Source organism: Pseudomonas sp. FG47, assembly GCF_057809115.1.
Genome location: NZ_JBMDJI010000041.1, coordinates 23902 through 40366, shown reverse-complemented (window position 1 = coordinate 40366; position 16465 = coordinate 23902). Strand labels below are relative to the sequence as shown.

Sequence of the window (16465 nt, the reverse complement as noted above, 5' to 3'; positions counted from 1 at the left end):
GGCCCGCGAGGCGGCCCCAATGCGTTTAGATGGTCAGCGTCCAGTCGTAGTCGACGATCAGCGGCGCATGCTGCGAGAAACGCGGTTGGCGCGGCAGGCGGGCGTTGCGTACGAAGCGGCGCAGGCCTGGGGTGAGGATCTGGTAGTCGAAACGGTAGCCCAGGTTGAGCATCTCGGCCTGTTCGTTGTCTGGCCACCAGCTGTACTGGTCGCCTTCGCGGCTGACTTCACGCAGCGCATCGACATAGCCCATGTCGCCGGTGATCGCGTCCATCCAGGCGCGCTCTGGCGGCAGGAAGCCGACCGCCTGCTGGCTGTCACGCCAATTCTTGATGTCGAGCTTCTGCTGCGCCACGTAGAACGAGCCGCAATAGATGTATTCGCGACGCTTGCGACGCTGCTTGTCCAGGTACTTGGCGAAGTCGTCCATCAACTTGAACTTCTGGTTCAAGTCATCATCGCCGTTCATGCCCGAAGGCAGCAGCAGGCTGGCAATACTTACCTTGTCGAAATCCGCTTGCAGGTAGCGCCCGTAACGGTCGGCCGTCTCGAAGCCCAGGCCGGTGATGACTGCCTTGGGCTGCATGCGCGAATACAGTGCCACGCCACCTTGGGTGGGCACCTCCGCATCGCAGGCGTAAAGGAAATAGCCATCGAGCTGGAAAGCTGGGTCGTCGAGTTCAAAGGCCGAGGCGCGGGTATCCTGAAGGCAGATGACGTCGGCATTCTGGGCTTGCAGCCAGCTGAGCAATCCACGCTCGGCCGCAGCCTGAATGCCATTTACGTTCACACTGATGATCCGCATAAATGGCCCCAAAAATCTCGTGCGTGTATGATACCCGAGCTCAACACATTTAGCTAAATCCGTGGTGTCCGGGACCTTTCATGCAGCCGTATCAGCGCGACTTCATCCGTTTTGCCATCGATCGCGGCGTTCTGCGCTTCGGTGAATTCACCCTGAAATCGGGGCGTACCAGCCCGTATTTCTTCAATGCCGGCCTGTTCAATACAGGTTCCGCGCTGGCCCAGCTGGGGCGTTGCTACGCCGCGGCCATCGTCGACAGCAAGATCCCCTTCGATGTGCTCTTTGGCCCGGCGTACAAGGGTATTCCGCTGGCGGCGGCCACTGCGGTGGCCCTGGCCGAACAGCACCAGCTCGACGTGCCGTGGTGCTTCAACCGCAAGGAAGCCAAGGATCACGGCGAGGGCGGTAGCCTGGTCGGCGCGCCGCTGGCCGGTGACGTGCTGATCATCGACGACGTGATCACCGCCGGGACCGCTATCCGCGAGGTCATGCAGATCATCAACGCCCAGCAGGCCAAGGCCGCTGGCGTGCTGATCGCGTTGAACCGCGAAGAGCGCGGCAATGGCGAGCTGTCGGCGATTCAGGAAGTCGAGCGCGACTTCGGTATCCCGGTGGTCAGCATCGTTTCGCTGACCCAGGTTCTGGAGTTCCTGGCCGACGATCCGCAGCTCAAGCAGCATTTGCCGGCGGTCGAAGCCTACCGTGCCCAGTACGGTATCTGAGGTAGCAGCGGCCACGAGAAAGGCGACCTGAGGGTCGCCTTTTTTCATGCCTGTGATTCAACGGCCATTGGGGTAGGGATCCCGCTCGGCATCGCCGGCGCCAGTGAGGATCTTCCACGCACGCTTGGGGTGGGGGATGACGTTGAAGTCGGGGCAGGGCGGCAATGATTTCTTGCTCTGGTTGGAGTACTCGTAACCGCAATCCGCGCATGCGTAGCTGCCTGCGGAAACATCGCTGCCGTAGGGCACCTCTTGTTTTTTCATCGCTGGATCTCCTAAGTGTGAGAAGTGTCCATGCTAATCAGGCGATGAAAACAGGTGTTGTAGTACCTGTCCGGCATTGCTGTGGGAAGACTCTAAAGCGGGCGTGAATCCGTAGGAGCCGGCTTGCTGGCGAACACCGGCGTAGCCGGTGCCATTAACCGCGTCGCCTGGTTCGCCAGCAAGGCTGGCTCCTACCGTTATCGGTCAGTCGGTACCGTATTTCGGCGAACGTGGCCCGTACAAGATCCCACCGTTGGGGTACGGCGACAGCAGGCGCGCGCTGGTGATCCCGGCGATCGGGTAGCCGGCATCGTCCTGCACGCTGCTGATGACCTGGTTGATCGCGGCGGCTACCAGCATGCCGATCAAGCCGCCCTGGTTCTGCCGGCCTTCCTCGCTCGAGGCGGTGGCGCTGCCGGTCCACAGGGTGGCGCCGGTCTTCAGGTCGACCAGCTTGGCGCTGGCGGTGACGATGGTCGCGCTGCTGAGGATCATGTAGCGGGTGCCGTAGTCGCTGACAGTCACGTACAGGCCAGCGTCGGCGCCGAAGATCTCCTGCAGCTTGGCCACTGGCAGCTGATGGATATCGGCCGGCGTGGTCATGCCGTTCTGGCGGAACGTCTCGTCCACCAGGGCGACCGGCATCACGTAGTAGCCGGCTTCGGCCAGTGGGTAGGTAGCCTGGGACAGCATGCTGTAGGTGGCTTTTACATCCGGCGACTCGTTCAGCGGCGGCAGGATCAGGATCGATTTCGGCCGGCTCTGCTTGTAGGCCGAGTAGTCGATGCTCTTGCGCTCGGCGCAGCCAGCGAACAGCGCCAGTACGCAAACGCCGACGATCAGGCGGGACAGGTGCTTGATCATTGCTTGGCCCCTTTGCTGGCGTTGCTCATCAGGAAGTCCATGTACTTGGCCGACTCGGGGAACAGCGCCTTCTCGGTGCGCAGCTGCTGGATCATCTGGTCATCCTTGCCCAGGCTGGAGTAGAGCAGGCCAAGCTGGGCGTGATAGCCCGGTGGCACGGCGCCGTTCTTGGCCTTGATCTTCTCCAGGTCGCGCTCCAGGGCGATTGCCTGTTCTTCCTTGGAGTCGCCCTTGAGGTAGCTGTAGACCTGCGGCTGGTAGCTTTCCCATTGGTACAGGGGTTTCGGGGTGTTGCAGCCGGACAGCAGGGCGCCGCCCAGCAACAGGCCCGCGACGGTACGCAGGGCCGGGGAGGTGATGTTCATCGAACGGTCTTCCTTGGCTTGTTCGCGTTACTGGGCCTGGGGTTTCCACTGGCCGCTTTCGACGGCGCCGACCAGCTTGTTCACCGCTTCGCGCATGGCCAGGTCGAGGACCTTGCCGTTGAGGGTCGAGTCGTAGCTGGCGGTGCCGCCGAAGCCGATGACTTCGCGGTTGGACAAGGCGTATTCGCCCGCGCCCTGGCTGGAGTACACCACCTCGGAGGTGCTGATATTGACGATGTTCAGCGCCACCTTGGCGTAGGCGATCTGGGTTTTGCCACGGCCGAGGATGCCGAACAGCTGGTGATCGCCGACTTCCTTGCGGCCGAACTCGGTGACGTCGCCGGTGACCACGAAGTCGGCGCCCTTCAGGCGTTGGGCCTGGCCTTTGATGGCGGCTTCCTGCTGGATCTCGCCCATGTTGTCGCGGTCCAGCACATTGAACCGGTTGGTCTGCTGCAGATGGGTGATCAGGATGGTCTTGGCCTGGCCGCCGAGGCGGTCGACGCCGTCGGAGAAGATGCCGCGCATGTAGCTGGAGCGGTTGTCGAACTTACCCACGGCGATGGGCGTGCGCACGCCGCTGTAGGGGCGGTTGACGCTTTCGACCTGTTGCACGGCAACAGCGGTGGAGGTTTCAGTGGCGCAGCCGGCGATGGACCCGACAGCCAGGGCGGCTGCCAGCACGAGTCCTTGTGATGCGTATTTCACGCGAGTTCTCCAGGTAAATAGAAACTATTTGCAACGAGCGTGCATTCTGCCACGTTGTCTCGGCAGTTTACCGGGATTCTTGATGGTCAAAGATGAAGGTTGGTGGCCTTGAGCCATCTTCTTGCGTGTGTTGGCGCAAGGTCCGTAGGAGCCGGCTTGCCGGCGAACACCGGCGTAGACGGTGCCATGCACTGCGGTGCTTGTTTCGCCAGCAAGCTGGCTCCTACGGTCTGCGCCCGGCTGGATCAGCGCGGCTTGCGGTTGGTGATCAGGGTGCCCACGCCGCTGTCGGTGAAGATCTCCAGCAGCACGGCATTGGGCACGCGGCCGTCGATGATGTGCGAGCTGTTGACCCCGCCCTGGACGGCGTCCAGCGCGCATTTGATCTTCGGCAGCATGCCACCGTAGATGGTGCCGTCGGCGATCAGTTCATTGACCTGCTCGGTGGTCAGGCCGGTCAGGACTTCACCTTGCTTGTCCATCAGGCCGGCGATGTTGGTCAGCAGCATCAGCTTCTCGGCTTTCAGCGCCTCGGCCACCTTGCCCGCCACCAGGTCGGCGTTGATGTTGTAGGACTCACCGTTGGCACCCACGCCGATCGGCGCGATCACTGGGATGAAGTCGCCCTTGACCAGCATGTTCAGCAGGTCGGTGTTGACGCTCTCGACTTCGCCGACGTGGCCGATGTCGATGATCTCCGGGGTGGTCATCTCGGGCGTCTGGCGGGTGACGGTGAGCTTGCGGGCGCGGATCAGTTCCGCGTCCTTGCCGGTCAGGCCAATGGCGCTGCCGCCATGGCGGTTGATCAGGTTGACGATGTCCTTGTTGACCTGGCCACCCAGGACCATCTCCACCACGTCCATGGTCGCCGCGTCGGTGACGCGCATGCCGTCGACGAAGCGGCTTTCGATCGACAGGCGCTTGAGCAGGTCGCCGATCTGCGGGCCGCCACCGTGCACGACCACCGGGTTGATGCCCACGGCCTTCATCAGCACGATGTCACGGGCGAAGCCGGTCTTGAGCTCCTCGCTCTCCATCGCGTTGCCGCCGTACTTGATCACCAGGGTCTTGCCGACGAAGCGGCGGATGTAAGGCAGTGCTTCGGACAAAACCTCGGCTACATGGGAAGCGGCATCGCGATCGAGGGTCATGCAGGGCTCCAGGTAAGGAACGGATAGTCGTCAGAACGGCAGTTGCAGGCCTGGTTCGACCCGCAGCAACTGCGTGCGGAATACAGCCTTGATACGGTCGAGCTCCGCCGCGCTGTCGGCCTCGAAGCGCAGCACCAGCACCGGCGTGGTGTTGGAGGCGCGGACCAGGCCCCAGCCGTGGGGGTAGTCGACCCGCACACCGTCGATGGTGGTCAGGCTGGCATCGCCCCAGTCGGCGTTGCGTTGCAGAGCATCAATGATGCTGAATTTACCCTCGTCGGTCACATCAATGTTGATTTCCGGCGTGGAAATATCGTTCGGGAACGCGGCGAACAGGCTTTCGGCGTCCTGGCTGGCCTTGCTGAGGATCTCCAGCAGGCGCGCGGCGCTGTAGATGCCGTCGTCGAAGCCGTACCAGCGCTCCTTGATGAAGATGTGCCCGCTCATCTCGCCGGCCAGCAGCGAACCGGTCTGCTTCATCTTCTTCTTGATCAACGAGTGGCCGGTTTTCCACATTAGTGCGCGGCCCCCATGCTGTTCGATCAGCGGGGTCAGGCGGCGGGTGCATTTGACGTCGAAGATGATCTCGGCGCCTGGGTTGCGCGACAGCACGTCCTGGGCGAACAGCATCAGCAGACGGTCGGGGTAGACGATGCTGCCAGTGTTGGTCACCACGCCGACGCGGTCGCCGTCACCGTCGAAGGCCAGGCCGATATCGGCACCGGTCTCTTTCACCTTGGCGATCAGGTCGACCAGGTTCTCGGGCTTGCCCGGGTCCGGGTGGTGGTTGGGGAAGTTGCCGTCGACTTCGCAGAACAGCGGGATGACGTCGCAGCCCAGCGCTTCGATCAGTTGCGGAGCGACCACGCCGGCCGCGCCGTTGCCGCAGTCGACCACCACCTTCAGGCGCTTGGCCAGCTTCACGTCGGCGACGATCTGCTGGAAGTAGCGATCAAGGATCTCGACCTTTTCCACGCGGCCTTCGCCGCGGGTCAGGTCGTTGGTCTTCAAGCGCGTCAGCAAGGCCTGGATCTGCTCGTTGGCGAGAGTGTCGCCGGCGATGACGATCTTGAAACCGTTGTAGTCCGATGGGTTATGGCTGCCAGTGAGCATCACGCCCGACTTGCCGGCCAGCACATTGGCCGCGTAGTACAGCGCCGGGGTCGGCACCAGGCCGACATCGCTGACCTGGCAACCGGCGTCGGCCAGGCCCTTGATCAGTTGCTCGACCAGCATCGGGCCGGACAGTCGACCATCACGGCCGACCGAGATCTGTGGCTCGCCCTGGGCGAGGGTCTGGGCGCCGATGGCGCGACCGATCCAGTAGGCGGTCTCGGCATGCAGGGTCTTGCCGACCACGCCGCGGATGTCATAGGCGCGGAAGATGCTGTCGGGCAGTGCGGGGACCAGCTGGGCCATGTCGTTCATCTCTGGGACTCCAAGTATTCAAAGGCTTCTGGGCAGGCACAAACTGAACGCTTGGACGGTGCTTTCGCCAGAGAGTTCGCCATCCATGGCCCCGACGGTCGGCTGTCGACTCAGCGGGTGCCCGAGTGGCCGAAGCCGCCGGCGCCGCGCTGGGTCTCGTCGAACTGCTCGACGATGTCGAAGTGCGCCTGTACCACCGGCACCAGGATCAGCTGGGCGATACGCTCGCCGACGGTGATGGTGAATGGCGTGTTGCCGCGGTTCCAGCAGGACACCATCAGCTCGCCCTGGTAGTCCGAGTCGATCAGGCCGACCAGGTTGCCCAGCACGATGCCGTGCTTATGGCCCAGGCCCGAGCGCGGCAGGATCATGGCGGCCAGGCCCGGGTCGCCGATGTACACCGACAGGCCGGTGGGGATCAGCAGGGTCTGGCCCGGCTCGAGGACGGTGTCCTCCTTGAGCAGGGCGCGCAGGTCGAGGCCGGCCGAGCCAGGGGTGGCGTACTGCGGCAGGGGGAATTCGGAGCCCAGGCGTGGGTCGAGGATCTTGGCTTGAAGAGCGTGCATGTAACTTATTGAACCTGGTTGAGCCGTTCGGCGATGAAGGCGACCAACTGGCGGGCAATCTTGCCTTTGCTGGTCTGCGCGAAGAGGGTTTGATGCTGCTGCCGGTCGATCACGGTCAGGGCGTTTTCCTCGCTGTTGAAGCCGATGCTGGGGTTGGCCACATCATTGGCGACGATCAGGTCGAGGTTCTTGTCCTTGAGCTTGCGCGTGGCGTAGTCGAGCAGGTGCTCGGTTTCGGCGGCGAAGCCGACGCTGAACGGGCGATCGGCACGACCGGCAATGGTCGCAAGGATATCGGGATTGCGCACCATCTGCAGCAGCATGCCGTCGCCGGTGGTGGGATCTTTCTTGAGCTTCTGCGGGGCGACGACCTCAGGGCGGTAGTCCGCGACCGCAGCCGAGGCGATGAACAGGTCGCAGGGCATGGCCGCCTCGCAGGCCGCGAGCATGTCTCGGGCGCTGACCACGTCGATGCGGCTGACCCGATCAGGCGTCGGCAGGTGCACCGGACCGGTGACGAGGGTTACCCGGGCCCCAGCCTCGGCGGCCGCCTCGGCCAGGGCGAAGCCCATTTTCCCTGAACTATGGTTGGTGATGTAGCGCACCGGGTCGATATTTTCCTGGGTCGGACCGGCGGTGATCAGCACGTGTTTGCCGGTCAGGGCTTCGCGCTTGAAGCTCTCGGCCGCGCACCAAGCCAGGTCCGTGGCTTCGAGCATGCGGCCCAGGCCGACGTCGCCGCAGGCCTGGCTACCCGAGGCCGGGCCGAACACCTGGATGCCGCGGCGCTTGAGCAGTTCGAGGTTGTCTTGCGTGGCCTGGTCGCGCCACATGGCCTGGTTCATCGCCGGGGCCACGGCCACGGTGGCGTCAGTGGCCAGCACCAGGGTCGTCAGCAGGTCGTCGGCCATGCCCTGGGCCATGCGTGCCATCAGGTCGGCGGTGGCCGGGGCGATCAGCACCAGGTCGGCCCATTTGGCCAGCTCGATATGGCCCATGGCGGCTTCGGCGGCGGGGTCGAGCAGATCCAGGTGCACTGGGTGGCCGGACAGCGCCTGCAGCGTGAGCGGGGTGATGAACTCGGCGCCACCTCGGGTCATGACCACGCGCACCTGCGCGCCGTGTTCCAGGAGTCGGCGAATCAGCTCGGCGCTCTTGTAGGCGGCGATGCCGCCACCGACGCCGAGAACGATGCGCTTGCGATACAACCGCTGCATAGGCCTTGCCTTATTCCAGTGAAAGCGGGTGGCGACGTTGGCTGCCTGCGGCAGAACGTCGCATCTGCGAAGCGAACTAGATTAACACAGCGCCCGGAGGGGCCGCAGTAACGCAGGAGGAGGGGGCATGAACATCAGAGAGTGGCCGCCGCAGGAGCGGCCGCGGGAGAAACTGCTGCTGCGGGGGGCGGGTAGCTTGTCGGATGCCGAGCTGTTGGCGGTGTTTCTCGGTTCCGGGGTGCGCGGGCGTAATGTGTTGGAGCTGGCGCGCGGTCTGTTGCGCAGGTTTGGCGGCTTGCGCCAGGTGCTTGAGGCCGACCGCGAGGCGTTTGTCGGCGAGCTGGGGTTGGGCCCGGTCAGGTTCAGCCAGTTGCAGGCATTGCAGGAAATCGGTCGCAGGCACCTGGCGATGGCTATCGAGCGCGAGTCGGCCATGGATAGCCCGCAGGCGGTGCGGCGCTATTTGAAGGCCATGTTGCGGCATGAGGCCAGTGAGGTGTTCGGTTGCCTGTTCCTGGATACCAAGCACCGTCCGCTGGCGTTCGAGATCCTGTTTCGCGGCACGATCGACCGGGCGAGCATCTACCCGCGGGAGGTGGTGCGTCGGTCGCTGCTGCACAACGCGGCGGCGTTGATACTGTGCCACAACCATCCGTCGGGGAGTTGCGAACCGAGCCAGGACGACGTGCACTTGACGCAGGTCTTGAAGCGTTCACTGGCGTTGATCGATATCCGGGTGCTGGATCATGTCATCGTCGGTGAGGGTGAGCCGTTGTCGATGGTCGAGCATGGGTGGTTGGCGGGTTAGCTTGCGACAGGCCTTGCTGGCTCTTTCGCCGGCAAGCCGGCGCCTACCGGTTTAACCCATAGGAGCCGGTCCAGCCAACCAGATCTCAGCGAATCACCGAAACCTTGCTGAAATCCTGTCGCCCGAACGGGTTCGCCTGGTAACCCTCCACGCCTTGGCGCAACAGTGCCGCCGCCGTCGGATGGGCCAGTGGCAGCCACAGTGCCTGCTGCTGGATCAGCGTCTGCGCCTGCTGGTAGAGGCGGCTGCGCACGCTCTGGTCGTTGGTGGTGCGTCCGGCGTTGATCAACTGGTCGAGGCGGTTGTCGCAGAACCGTGCGAAGTTGGTCCCCGACTTGACCGCCGCGCAGGAAAACTGCGGGCTGAGGAAGTTGTCCGGGTCACCGTTGTCGCCGGCCCAGCCCATGAACAGCAAGTCATGCTCGCCGGCCTTGGCACGGCGGATCAACTCGCCCCACTCGATGGTGCGGATCTCGGCCTTGATGCCGATCTTGGCCAGGTCGGCCTGGAGCATCTGCGCGCCCAGGCTGGGGTTGGGGTTGAGCAGGCTGCCCGACGGGCGGGTCCAGATGGTGGTCTCGAAGCCCTTGGCCAGGCCCGCCTTGGCCAGCAGCGCCTTGGCCTTCTTGTGGTCCATGGCGTAGCCGGGCAGGTCCTTGGCGTAGCTCCAGGTGTTGGGCGGGTAGGGGCCGTTGGCGGCGATGGCAGTGTCTTCGAACACGGCCTTGAGGTAGGCCGGCTTGTCGAAGGCGAGGTTGATCGCCTGGCGCACCTCGGGTTTGTCCAGTGGTGGGTGCTGGCTGTTGATAGCGACGAAGGCGGTCATGAACGCCGGGGTGGTGGCGACCTTGAGGTTGCCATCCTTGCCGGCTTCGGCGATGTCCAGCGGCTTGGGCGACAGGGCCACCTGGCATTCGCCGCGCTTGAGCTTCTGCAGGCGCACGTTGGCGTCCGGGGTGATGGCGAAGACCAGTGGGTCGACGGCTGGCTTGCCGGCGAAGTAATCCGGGTTGGCGCGGTAGCGCACCATGGCGTCCTTCTGGAAACGCTGGAACACGAACGGCCCGGTGCCGATCGGCTGGCTGTTGAGTTTTTCCGGGGTGCCGGCCTTGAGTAGCTTGTCGGCGTACTCGGCCGAGTAGATCGAGGCGAAGCCCATGCTCAGGGTCGCCAGGAAGGTGGCGTCGGCGTGGGTCAGGGTGAAGCGCACGGCATGCGGATCTGGCGCATCGATGGCCTTGATCAGGCTGCCCAGTTGCAACGATTGCGCATGCGGATAGCCGCCTGGAGCGGTCTTGTGCCAGGCATGGGCGGGATAGAGCATGCGCTGGAAGCTGAACAGCACGTCGTCGGCGTCCAGTTCGCGGGTCGGCTTGAAGTAAGGAGTGGTGTGGAACTTCACGTCCGGGCGCAGCTTGAAGTCGTAGATCAGGCCGTCGGGCGACACCGTCCAGCTTTGCGCCAGGCTCGGCACCACCTTGCCTGCTTCGGCGTCGAACTCGACCAGGCGATTCATCAGCGTGTCGGCCGAGGCGTTGGTGGTGGTCAGCGAGTTGTACTGCACCACGTCGAAGCCTTCGGGGCTGGCTTCGGTGCATACCGCCAGCGGCGCAGCCTGGGCCAGGCCGGCGGTGCACAGCGCGGTGAAAAAGAGGGAGAGGGCGGCGGCACGCATGGTGGCTCCTTGGCTGGTGAGATGGCCCATCTGCCGGTGCAGTCTGGAAATCGTCCTACCCTAGTGCGCGTTTTCCGAAATGACCACTCCCTTTTTCCATTGCCTGGCGACGAGTGGTCGACAGTGCGGCGGGCGAGTCGCTATGCTGCTCGCGCGCAATTTGCAGCACGGCGATGCTCATCTTCTGTTGTTGCAGCGTAGTCTTTCTGGTATAAAGCAGCGCTCTTTTCTAGGGGCTCGGCCTGTCGCATCAGCGGATCCGGTCGATAAGACCTCCAGAATCACGGCGCCTGGCGCCAAAGACTGAGAGATTAAGCGGCCAACCCATGCCGGGTTGGGCATGTGGTTTTAGAGGGCTGAGTCATGTCGAGAGTCTGTCAAGTTACTGGTAAGGGTCCAGTAACCGGGAACAACATTTCCCACGCAAACAACAAAACCCGTCGTCGTTTCCTGCCGAACCTGCAGCACCACCGTTTCTGGGTTGAGTCCGAGAAGCGTTTCGTGCGTCTGCGCGTATCCGCCAAAGGCATGCGCGTCATTGACAAGCGTGGTATCGACGTAGTGCTGGCCGAGCTGCGCGCTCGCGGCGAAAAGTTCTAAGGAGAACGTCATGCGTGAATTGATCCGTCTGGTTTCGAGTGCCGGTACCGGCCACTTCTACACCACCGACAAGAACAAGCGCACCACTCCGGACAAGATCGAGATCAAGAAGTACGATCCGGTCGTCCGCAAGCACGTGGTGTACAAGGAAGCCAAGATCAAGTAATTGATCGGCAACCTGAAAAAACCCGCATCTGAAAGGACGCGGGTTTTTTTATGCCTGTCCGAACGGCATCGTCGGGCAAGCCCGCTCCCCGTGCTTACTTCTGCTCGAACAGCACGTAGATCTTGCGGCACGGCTCCAGCACCTCCCAGGTGCCCTTGAAGCCAGCCGGGATGACGAAGCGGTCACCGGCGCGCAGGGTCTTGGCGTTGCCGTCCTGGTCGCGCAGCACCGACACGCCCTGGACGATCTCGCAGTATTCGTGCTCGGTGTAGCTCACCGTCCATTGCCCTACCTCACCCTCCCAGACGCCGGCGGCGAACTGCCCGCAGGGGCTGGCGTAATGGTTGTAGACAGCCTGGTCAGGCTCGCCCTTGAGGATTTTCTCCGCCGCCGGGCGGTAGCGTTCGGCCTCGGTGAGTACCTGGGCAAAATCGACGATGCTGGCGATGCTCATGGTGGTTCCCCTGTTGTTGTTTAATAAAATGCACATCAGTAGGCGTTTAGGCCATTCGTGTCAAATATATTGATAGTTTCCCCGCCCTGGTTTAGGGTGTCGGGTGCCGGTGTGCGTTCGTCGCCCGGCCAGAATTTCTGACAGCGCCCGTGAGTCCTCAGTGCGGCGTTGCACCTTAACAAGAGAGGAGTTTCCTATGACCACCCTGACTCGTGCGGACTGGGAACAGCGTGCCCAGCAACTGAAGATCGAAGGCCGCGCCTTCATCGACGGCGAATACACCGATGCCGCCTCCGGTGAAACCTTCGACTGCCTGAGCCCGGTGGACGGACGCTTCCTGGCCAAGGTCGCCAGCTGCGACCTGGCCGACGCCAACCGCGCCGTCGACAACGCCCGCGCGGTGTTCGAATCCGGTGCCTGGTCGCGCCTGGCCCCGGCCAAGCGCAAGGCCAAGCTGATCCGTTTCGCCGATCTGCTGCGCAAGCACGTCGAGGAACTGGCCCTGCTCGAAACCCTCGACATGGGCAAGCCGATCGGTGACTCCTCTTCCATCGACATTCCCGGCGCGGCCCAGGCCATCCACTGGACTGCCGAAGCCATCGACAAAGTCTACGACGAAGTCGCGCCGACCCCGCACGACCAGCTCGGCCTGGTTACCCGCGAGCCAGTGGGTGTGGTTGGCGCCATCGTGCCCTGGAACTTCCCGCTGCTGATGGCCTGCTGGAAACTCGGCCCGGCCCTGGCCACCGGTAACTCGGTCGTGCTCAAGCCATCGGAAAAGTCGCCGCTGACCGCCATCCGTATCGCCCAGCTGGCCATCGAGGCCGGTATCCCGAAAGGCGTGCTGAACGTGCTGCCAGGCTACGGCCACACCGTGGGCAAGGCCCTGGCCCTGCACATGGACGTCGACACCCTGGTGTTCACCGGCTCGACCAAGATCGCCAAGCAACTGATGGTGTATGCCGGCGAGTCGAACATGAAGCGCGTCTGGCTGGAAGCCGGTGGCAAGAGCCCGAACATCGTCTTCGCCGACGCCCCTGACCTGCAGGCCGCCGCCGAGGCCGCGGCCAGTGCCATCGCCTTCAACCAGGGCGAAGTCTGCACCGCAGGTTCGCGCCTGTTGGTCGAGCGCTCGATCAAGGACAAGTTCCTGCCGATGGTGGTCGAGGCCCTCAAGGCCTGGAAGCCAGGCAACCCACTGGATCCGGCGACTACCGTCGGCGCACTGGTCGATACCCAGCAGATGAACACCGTGCTGTCGTACATCGACGCCGGTCACCAGGACGGTGCCAAGCTGCTGGCTGGTGGCAAGCGCATCCTCGAAGAAACCGGCGGCACCTACGTCGAACCGACCATCTTCGACGGCGTGACCAATGCCATGAAGATCGCCAAGGAAGAGATTTTCGGCCCGGTGCTGTCGGTGATCACTTTCGACACCGCCGAAGAAGCGGTGGCGATTGCCAACGATACGCCGTATGGCCTGGCTGCCGGGATCTGGACCGCGGATATCTCCAAGGCCCACAACACCGCCCGCGCCGTGCGTGCCGGCAGCGTCTGGGTCAACCAGTACGACGGCGGCGACATGACCGCGCCGTTCGGTGGCTTCAAGCAGTCGGGCAACGGCCGTGACAAGTCGCTGCACGCCCTGGACAAATACACCGAGCTGAAGGCGACCTGGATCAAGCTGTGATCCAGTAACGTCTCATTGCGGGGCTCGTGGGAGCGGGCTTGCCCCGCGATTATCCGCAGACAGCCGGGCCGGTTCACGCCGTCCCGGCTTTGTCGTCTCTGTCATACACGATTTGCGCTGAAAGGAGGCTGTGATGCGTTGGGGAACCTACTTTGCCGTACTGGCCGCAGTGCTCAGTGTCGGGCTCGCGCTCGGCGTGAGCATGCCGCTGGTGTCCTTGCGCCTGGAGGGCTGGGGCTACGGTGGGTTTGCCATTGGCGTGATGGCGGCGATGCCGGCGCTCGGCGTGCTGGTCGGTGCCAGCTTGTCCAGCCGCCTTGCTGGCTGGGTCGGCGTACCCACGGCCATGCGCTTGTGCCTGTGGGGCGGGGCGTTGTCGATCGGCCTGCTGGCGCTGCTGCCCAGCTATACGCTGTGGCTGTTGCTGCGACTGATGATCGGCATGTCGCTGACAGTGGTGTTCATCCTCGGCGAAAGCTGGATCAACCAACTGGTGGTCGAGCAGTGGCGTGGTCGGCTGGTGGCGCTGTACGGTAGCAGTTATGCCCTGAGCCAACTGGCCGGGCCGCTGGTGCTGGGTTTCCTGGGCTCGGACGATGATTTCGGGTTCTGGGCGGCGACCGGCTTGTTGCTGGTCGCGCCGTTGATCCTGTTGGGGCGCGGTGGCGCGCCGACCACCGAGGCGTGCAGCGTTACCCTCGTCGACCTGTTCGGCTTCTGCCGGCGCCTTCCGGTGATCGCCTGGGCCATCGCCTTGTTCGCCGCGTTCGAGGCGATGATCCTCACCCTGTTGCCGGTGTACTGCCTGCAGCAGGGCTTCACGACTGAAGTGGCCTTGTTCATGGTCAGCACGGTGGTGGTGGGGGATGCGCTGTTGCAACTGCCGATTGGCGCACTGGCCGACCGCATGTCGCGGCGCACGCTGTTCAGCGGTTGCGCCGTGACCCTGCTGCTGTCGAGCCTGGCGATTCCGTTGCTGTTGCATACGCTGGCGATCTGGCCGTTATGGGTGCTGTTCGGCGCCAGTGCCGGAGGCTTGTTCACGTTGTCGCTGGTACTGATTGGCGAGCGCTACCGGGATGACGCGCTGGTGCGGGCCAACGCCCATGTGGCGCAGCTGTGGGGGATTGGCTGCCTGATCGGGCCGTTGCTGGCTGGGGCGGGTAGCCAATGGATCAGCGGGCATGCGTTGCCGTTGCTGATGGCGGTGGGGGCGGCGGGGTTGGTGTTGCTGATCCGGCGGCGGGGGGCCTTCGAGCCGGCGTCGGCCTGATCCATCTTGGGGCTGCTGCGCAGCCCATCGCGGCACAAGGCCGCTTCTACAGAAGATCGCGGTCTCCTGTAGGAGCGGCCTTGTGCCGCGAAAGGGGCGCAAAGCGCCCCCGAGCAATCCCAATTACAACATCTTCTCCAGCCCGACCGCCTTGCTGATCCAGGCATTGAAGCGCCGCCACAGTCCGCCGGGCTCGGTCGCCAGCATGTGCCGCTGGCCATTGTCCTCGGTCGCCCAGGCCAGCTTGCCGTCCACCAGCTTCACTTGGTAGCTCAGTGCCGGGGCCATGCCCTGCACCGCCAGTTCGCGGGTGTACTCAGCCAGCTCCGGGCTGTCCACCAGCACGCCGACTTCGGTGTTCCACAACACCGAGCGCGGGTCGAAGTTGAACGAGCCGATGAAGGTCTTGCGTCGGTCGAAGACCATCGCCTTGCTGTGCAGGCTCGAATCAGAGCTGCCGTGAAAGCCCAGCCGCAGTCGCGGCGAGCCGGGCTGGCGGCGCAGCTCGTACAGTTGCACGCCGTGCTCCAGCAGGGCGCGGCGGTAGGGCGCGTAGCCACCGTGCACCGCTGGCACATCGGTGGCCTCCAGCGAGTTGGTCAGCAGCTTGACCGAGGTGCCGGCATCGGCCCGGCTGGTGAGGTACAGCAGGCCCGGTTCGCCCGGCACGAAATAGGCCGACACCAGGATCAGCTCCTTGTGCACGGCGTTCAGGTCCGGGGCCAGTTGTTGGGTCAGCAGCAGTTGCGGGTCTGGCTCGTCATCGGCCAGTACCTTGCTGGGTGCGTCCCACAGTGCCTGGCCGTGGGCCCAGATCAGCTCGTTGCGCCAGATGTCCAGGCGCGGTTCGGTCTGGTAGGCCATGAGCCGGTCGTACAGGGCCTTGCGCTGGGTACGCGCCTGGGCCAGGGACACTTCCAGGCGCTGCCGGCTGCGCCACAGGTCGTCAGCGTCGGGCGGCCACCAGAGGAAGTCGCCGATGGGGCGGCTCAGGGCGCTGTTCCAATACTGGTCGAAACTGTGGCCGAGCTGCGCGGCCACAGGCCCGACGCCCAGCAGGTCGATGTCGGTGAAGTTGAGGTTGGGCTCGGCGTCGAAGTATTCGTCGCCCAGGTTGCGCCCGCCGACGATGGCCATGCTGTTGTCCACCAGGAACAGCTTGTTGTGCATGCGCCGGTGCTGGCGCGACAGGTTGAACAGCCGACCGACGGCGCGGGTCGCCCCGGTGCTGCGCCCCAGGTGCAGGGGGTTGAACACGCGGATATGGATGTTCGGGTGGGCGGCGAGGGTACCCATCAGGTTGTCCAGGCCGTCGCTGGTGGTGTCGTCGAGCAGGATGCGCACGCGCACGCCGCGGTCGGCGGCGCGCAGCAGCTCATGTACCAGCGCGCGGGTGCTGAGGCCGTCGTGGACGATGTAATACTGCAAGTCGATGCTGGCCTGGGCGTTACGGATCAGTTCGGCGCGGGCGCGAAACGCCTCGTTGCTGTTGGGCAGCAGGCGAAAGCCCGAGCGCCCTTCGTAGGGCGCGGCCTGGCGCTGCACCGAACGGCCGAACGGCGAGTCGCTGGCTGGCAGGGCCTGACTGACTTCGCGGGGCGTGCCGACGCTGGCGCAGCCCGCCAGGCCGAGCAGCAGCGCCAGCAGCACAGGCAAGGCGCGCTGGAGTCTCAAGGGTGGATCGTCCTGTGTAGCAAGGGCTTATGGGG

Annotated in this window: 17 protein-coding genes and 1 pseudogene; 6 read left to right on the top strand and 12 right to left on the bottom strand. The window is 64.1% G+C overall.

The genetic code is table 11. The features are described from left to right. Positions 1-25 precede the first annotated feature (25 nt). On the bottom strand, positions 26-805 hold the full coding sequence (gene crc / locus ACODS5_RS21525; protein WP_134689195.1) for a catabolite repression control protein Crc: 780 nt from the start codon (positions 803-805) through the stop codon (positions 26-28). A gap of 80 nt (positions 806-885) precedes the next feature. On the opposite strand from crc, the gene pyrE reads away from it, so the two are divergent. Next, positions 886-1527: an orotate phosphoribosyltransferase gene (pyrE, locus tag ACODS5_RS21520; protein ID WP_011536401.1), complete on the top strand. Its 642-nt coding sequence runs from the start codon at positions 886-888 to the stop codon at positions 1525-1527. 57 nt (positions 1528-1584) lie between these two features. On the opposite strand, the gene ACODS5_RS21515 is transcribed toward pyrE, so the two are convergent. From ACODS5_RS21515 to coaBC, 8 genes and pseudogenes are all read right to left on the bottom strand, one after another. After that, a complete protein-coding gene (locus ACODS5_RS21515; RefSeq protein ID WP_489109614.1) occupies positions 1585-1791 on the bottom strand; it encodes a hypothetical protein in 207 nt (68 codons plus the stop codon). Between the two features lie 204 nt (positions 1792-1995). After that, positions 1996-2655: a DUF799 domain-containing protein gene (locus ACODS5_RS21510; protein ID WP_489109613.1), complete on the bottom strand. Its 660-nt coding sequence runs from the start codon at positions 2653-2655 to the stop codon at positions 1996-1998. Beyond that, positions 2652-3020, bottom strand: a complete 369-nt coding sequence (locus tag ACODS5_RS21505; RefSeq protein WP_134689198.1) for a DUF4810 domain-containing protein — start codon at positions 3018-3020, stop codon at positions 2652-2654. Before ACODS5_RS21505 ends, ACODS5_RS21510 begins: the two co-directional genes overlap by 4 nt. A gap of 27 nt (positions 3021-3047) precedes the next feature. Next, complete coding sequence (locus tag ACODS5_RS21500) at positions 3048-3728, bottom strand: CsgG/HfaB family protein (RefSeq protein ID WP_028689939.1); 681 nt, start codon at positions 3726-3728, stop codon at positions 3048-3050. Positions 3729-3973: 245 nt separating this feature from the next. Further along, a complete protein-coding gene (argB, locus tag ACODS5_RS21495; RefSeq protein WP_134689199.1) occupies positions 3974-4879 on the bottom strand; it encodes an acetylglutamate kinase in 906 nt (301 codons plus the stop codon). A gap of 30 nt (positions 4880-4909) precedes the next feature. Further along, positions 4910-6283: pseudogene (locus ACODS5_RS21490) on the bottom strand (phosphomannomutase/phosphoglucomutase); the annotation flags it as partial. 134 nt (positions 6284-6417) lie between these two features. Next, positions 6418-6873, bottom strand: coding sequence for a dUTP diphosphatase (dut, locus tag ACODS5_RS21485; protein WP_134689201.1), 456 nt, complete (start codon positions 6871-6873; stop codon positions 6418-6420). A 5-nt stretch (positions 6874-6878) separates the two neighbouring features. Then, positions 6879-8090, bottom strand: coding sequence for a bifunctional phosphopantothenoylcysteine decarboxylase/phosphopantothenate--cysteine ligase CoaBC (gene coaBC, locus ACODS5_RS21480; RefSeq protein ID WP_134689202.1), 1212 nt, complete (start codon positions 8088-8090; stop codon positions 6879-6881). 127 nt (positions 8091-8217) lie between these two features. Here coaBC and radC point away from each other — a divergent pair, with 127 nt between their 5' ends. After that, positions 8218-8898, top strand: a complete 681-nt coding sequence (gene radC / locus ACODS5_RS21475) for a RadC family protein (RefSeq protein ID WP_134689203.1) — start codon at positions 8218-8220, stop codon at positions 8896-8898. A gap of 85 nt (positions 8899-8983) precedes the next feature. On the opposite strand, the gene ACODS5_RS21470 is transcribed toward radC, so the two are convergent. Continuing rightward, positions 8984-10573 carry an ABC transporter substrate-binding protein gene (locus ACODS5_RS21470; protein ID WP_489109612.1) on the bottom strand — a complete coding sequence of 530 codons (1590 nt, stop codon included), beginning with the start codon at positions 10571-10573 and terminating at the stop codon, positions 8984-8986. A 363-nt stretch (positions 10574-10936) separates the two neighbouring features. On the opposite strand from ACODS5_RS21470, the gene rpmB reads away from it, so the two are divergent. Together rpmB and rpmG are read left to right on the top strand one after the other, a co-directional pair. Next, positions 10937-11173, top strand: a complete 237-nt coding sequence (gene rpmB / locus ACODS5_RS21465; RefSeq protein ID WP_003258972.1) for a 50S ribosomal protein L28 — start codon at positions 10937-10939, stop codon at positions 11171-11173. A gap of 10 nt (positions 11174-11183) precedes the next feature. Continuing rightward, on the top strand, positions 11184-11339 hold the full coding sequence (gene rpmG / locus ACODS5_RS21460; protein ID WP_003253507.1) for a 50S ribosomal protein L33: 156 nt from the start codon (positions 11184-11186) through the stop codon (positions 11337-11339). 94 nt (positions 11340-11433) lie between these two features. On the opposite strand, the gene ACODS5_RS21455 is transcribed toward rpmG, so the two are convergent. Further along, positions 11434-11793: a cupin domain-containing protein gene (locus tag ACODS5_RS21455; RefSeq protein ID WP_134689205.1), complete on the bottom strand. Its 360-nt coding sequence runs from the start codon at positions 11791-11793 to the stop codon at positions 11434-11436. A 196-nt stretch (positions 11794-11989) separates the two neighbouring features. On the opposite strand from ACODS5_RS21455, the gene ACODS5_RS21450 reads away from it, so the two are divergent. Next, positions 11990-13483 carry an aldehyde dehydrogenase gene (locus ACODS5_RS21450; RefSeq protein WP_134689206.1) on the top strand — a complete coding sequence of 498 codons (1494 nt, stop codon included), beginning with the start codon at positions 11990-11992 and terminating at the stop codon, positions 13481-13483. Between the two features lie 133 nt (positions 13484-13616). Beyond that, complete coding sequence (locus ACODS5_RS21445) at positions 13617-14756, top strand: MFS transporter (protein WP_489109611.1); 1140 nt, start codon at positions 13617-13619, stop codon at positions 14754-14756. A 123-nt stretch (positions 14757-14879) separates the two neighbouring features. On the opposite strand, the gene ACODS5_RS21440 is transcribed toward ACODS5_RS21445, so the two are convergent. Next, positions 14880-16430, bottom strand: coding sequence for a phospholipase D family protein (locus ACODS5_RS21440; protein ID WP_489109610.1), 1551 nt, complete (start codon positions 16428-16430; stop codon positions 14880-14882). Between the last annotated feature and the right edge of the window lie 35 nt (positions 16431-16465).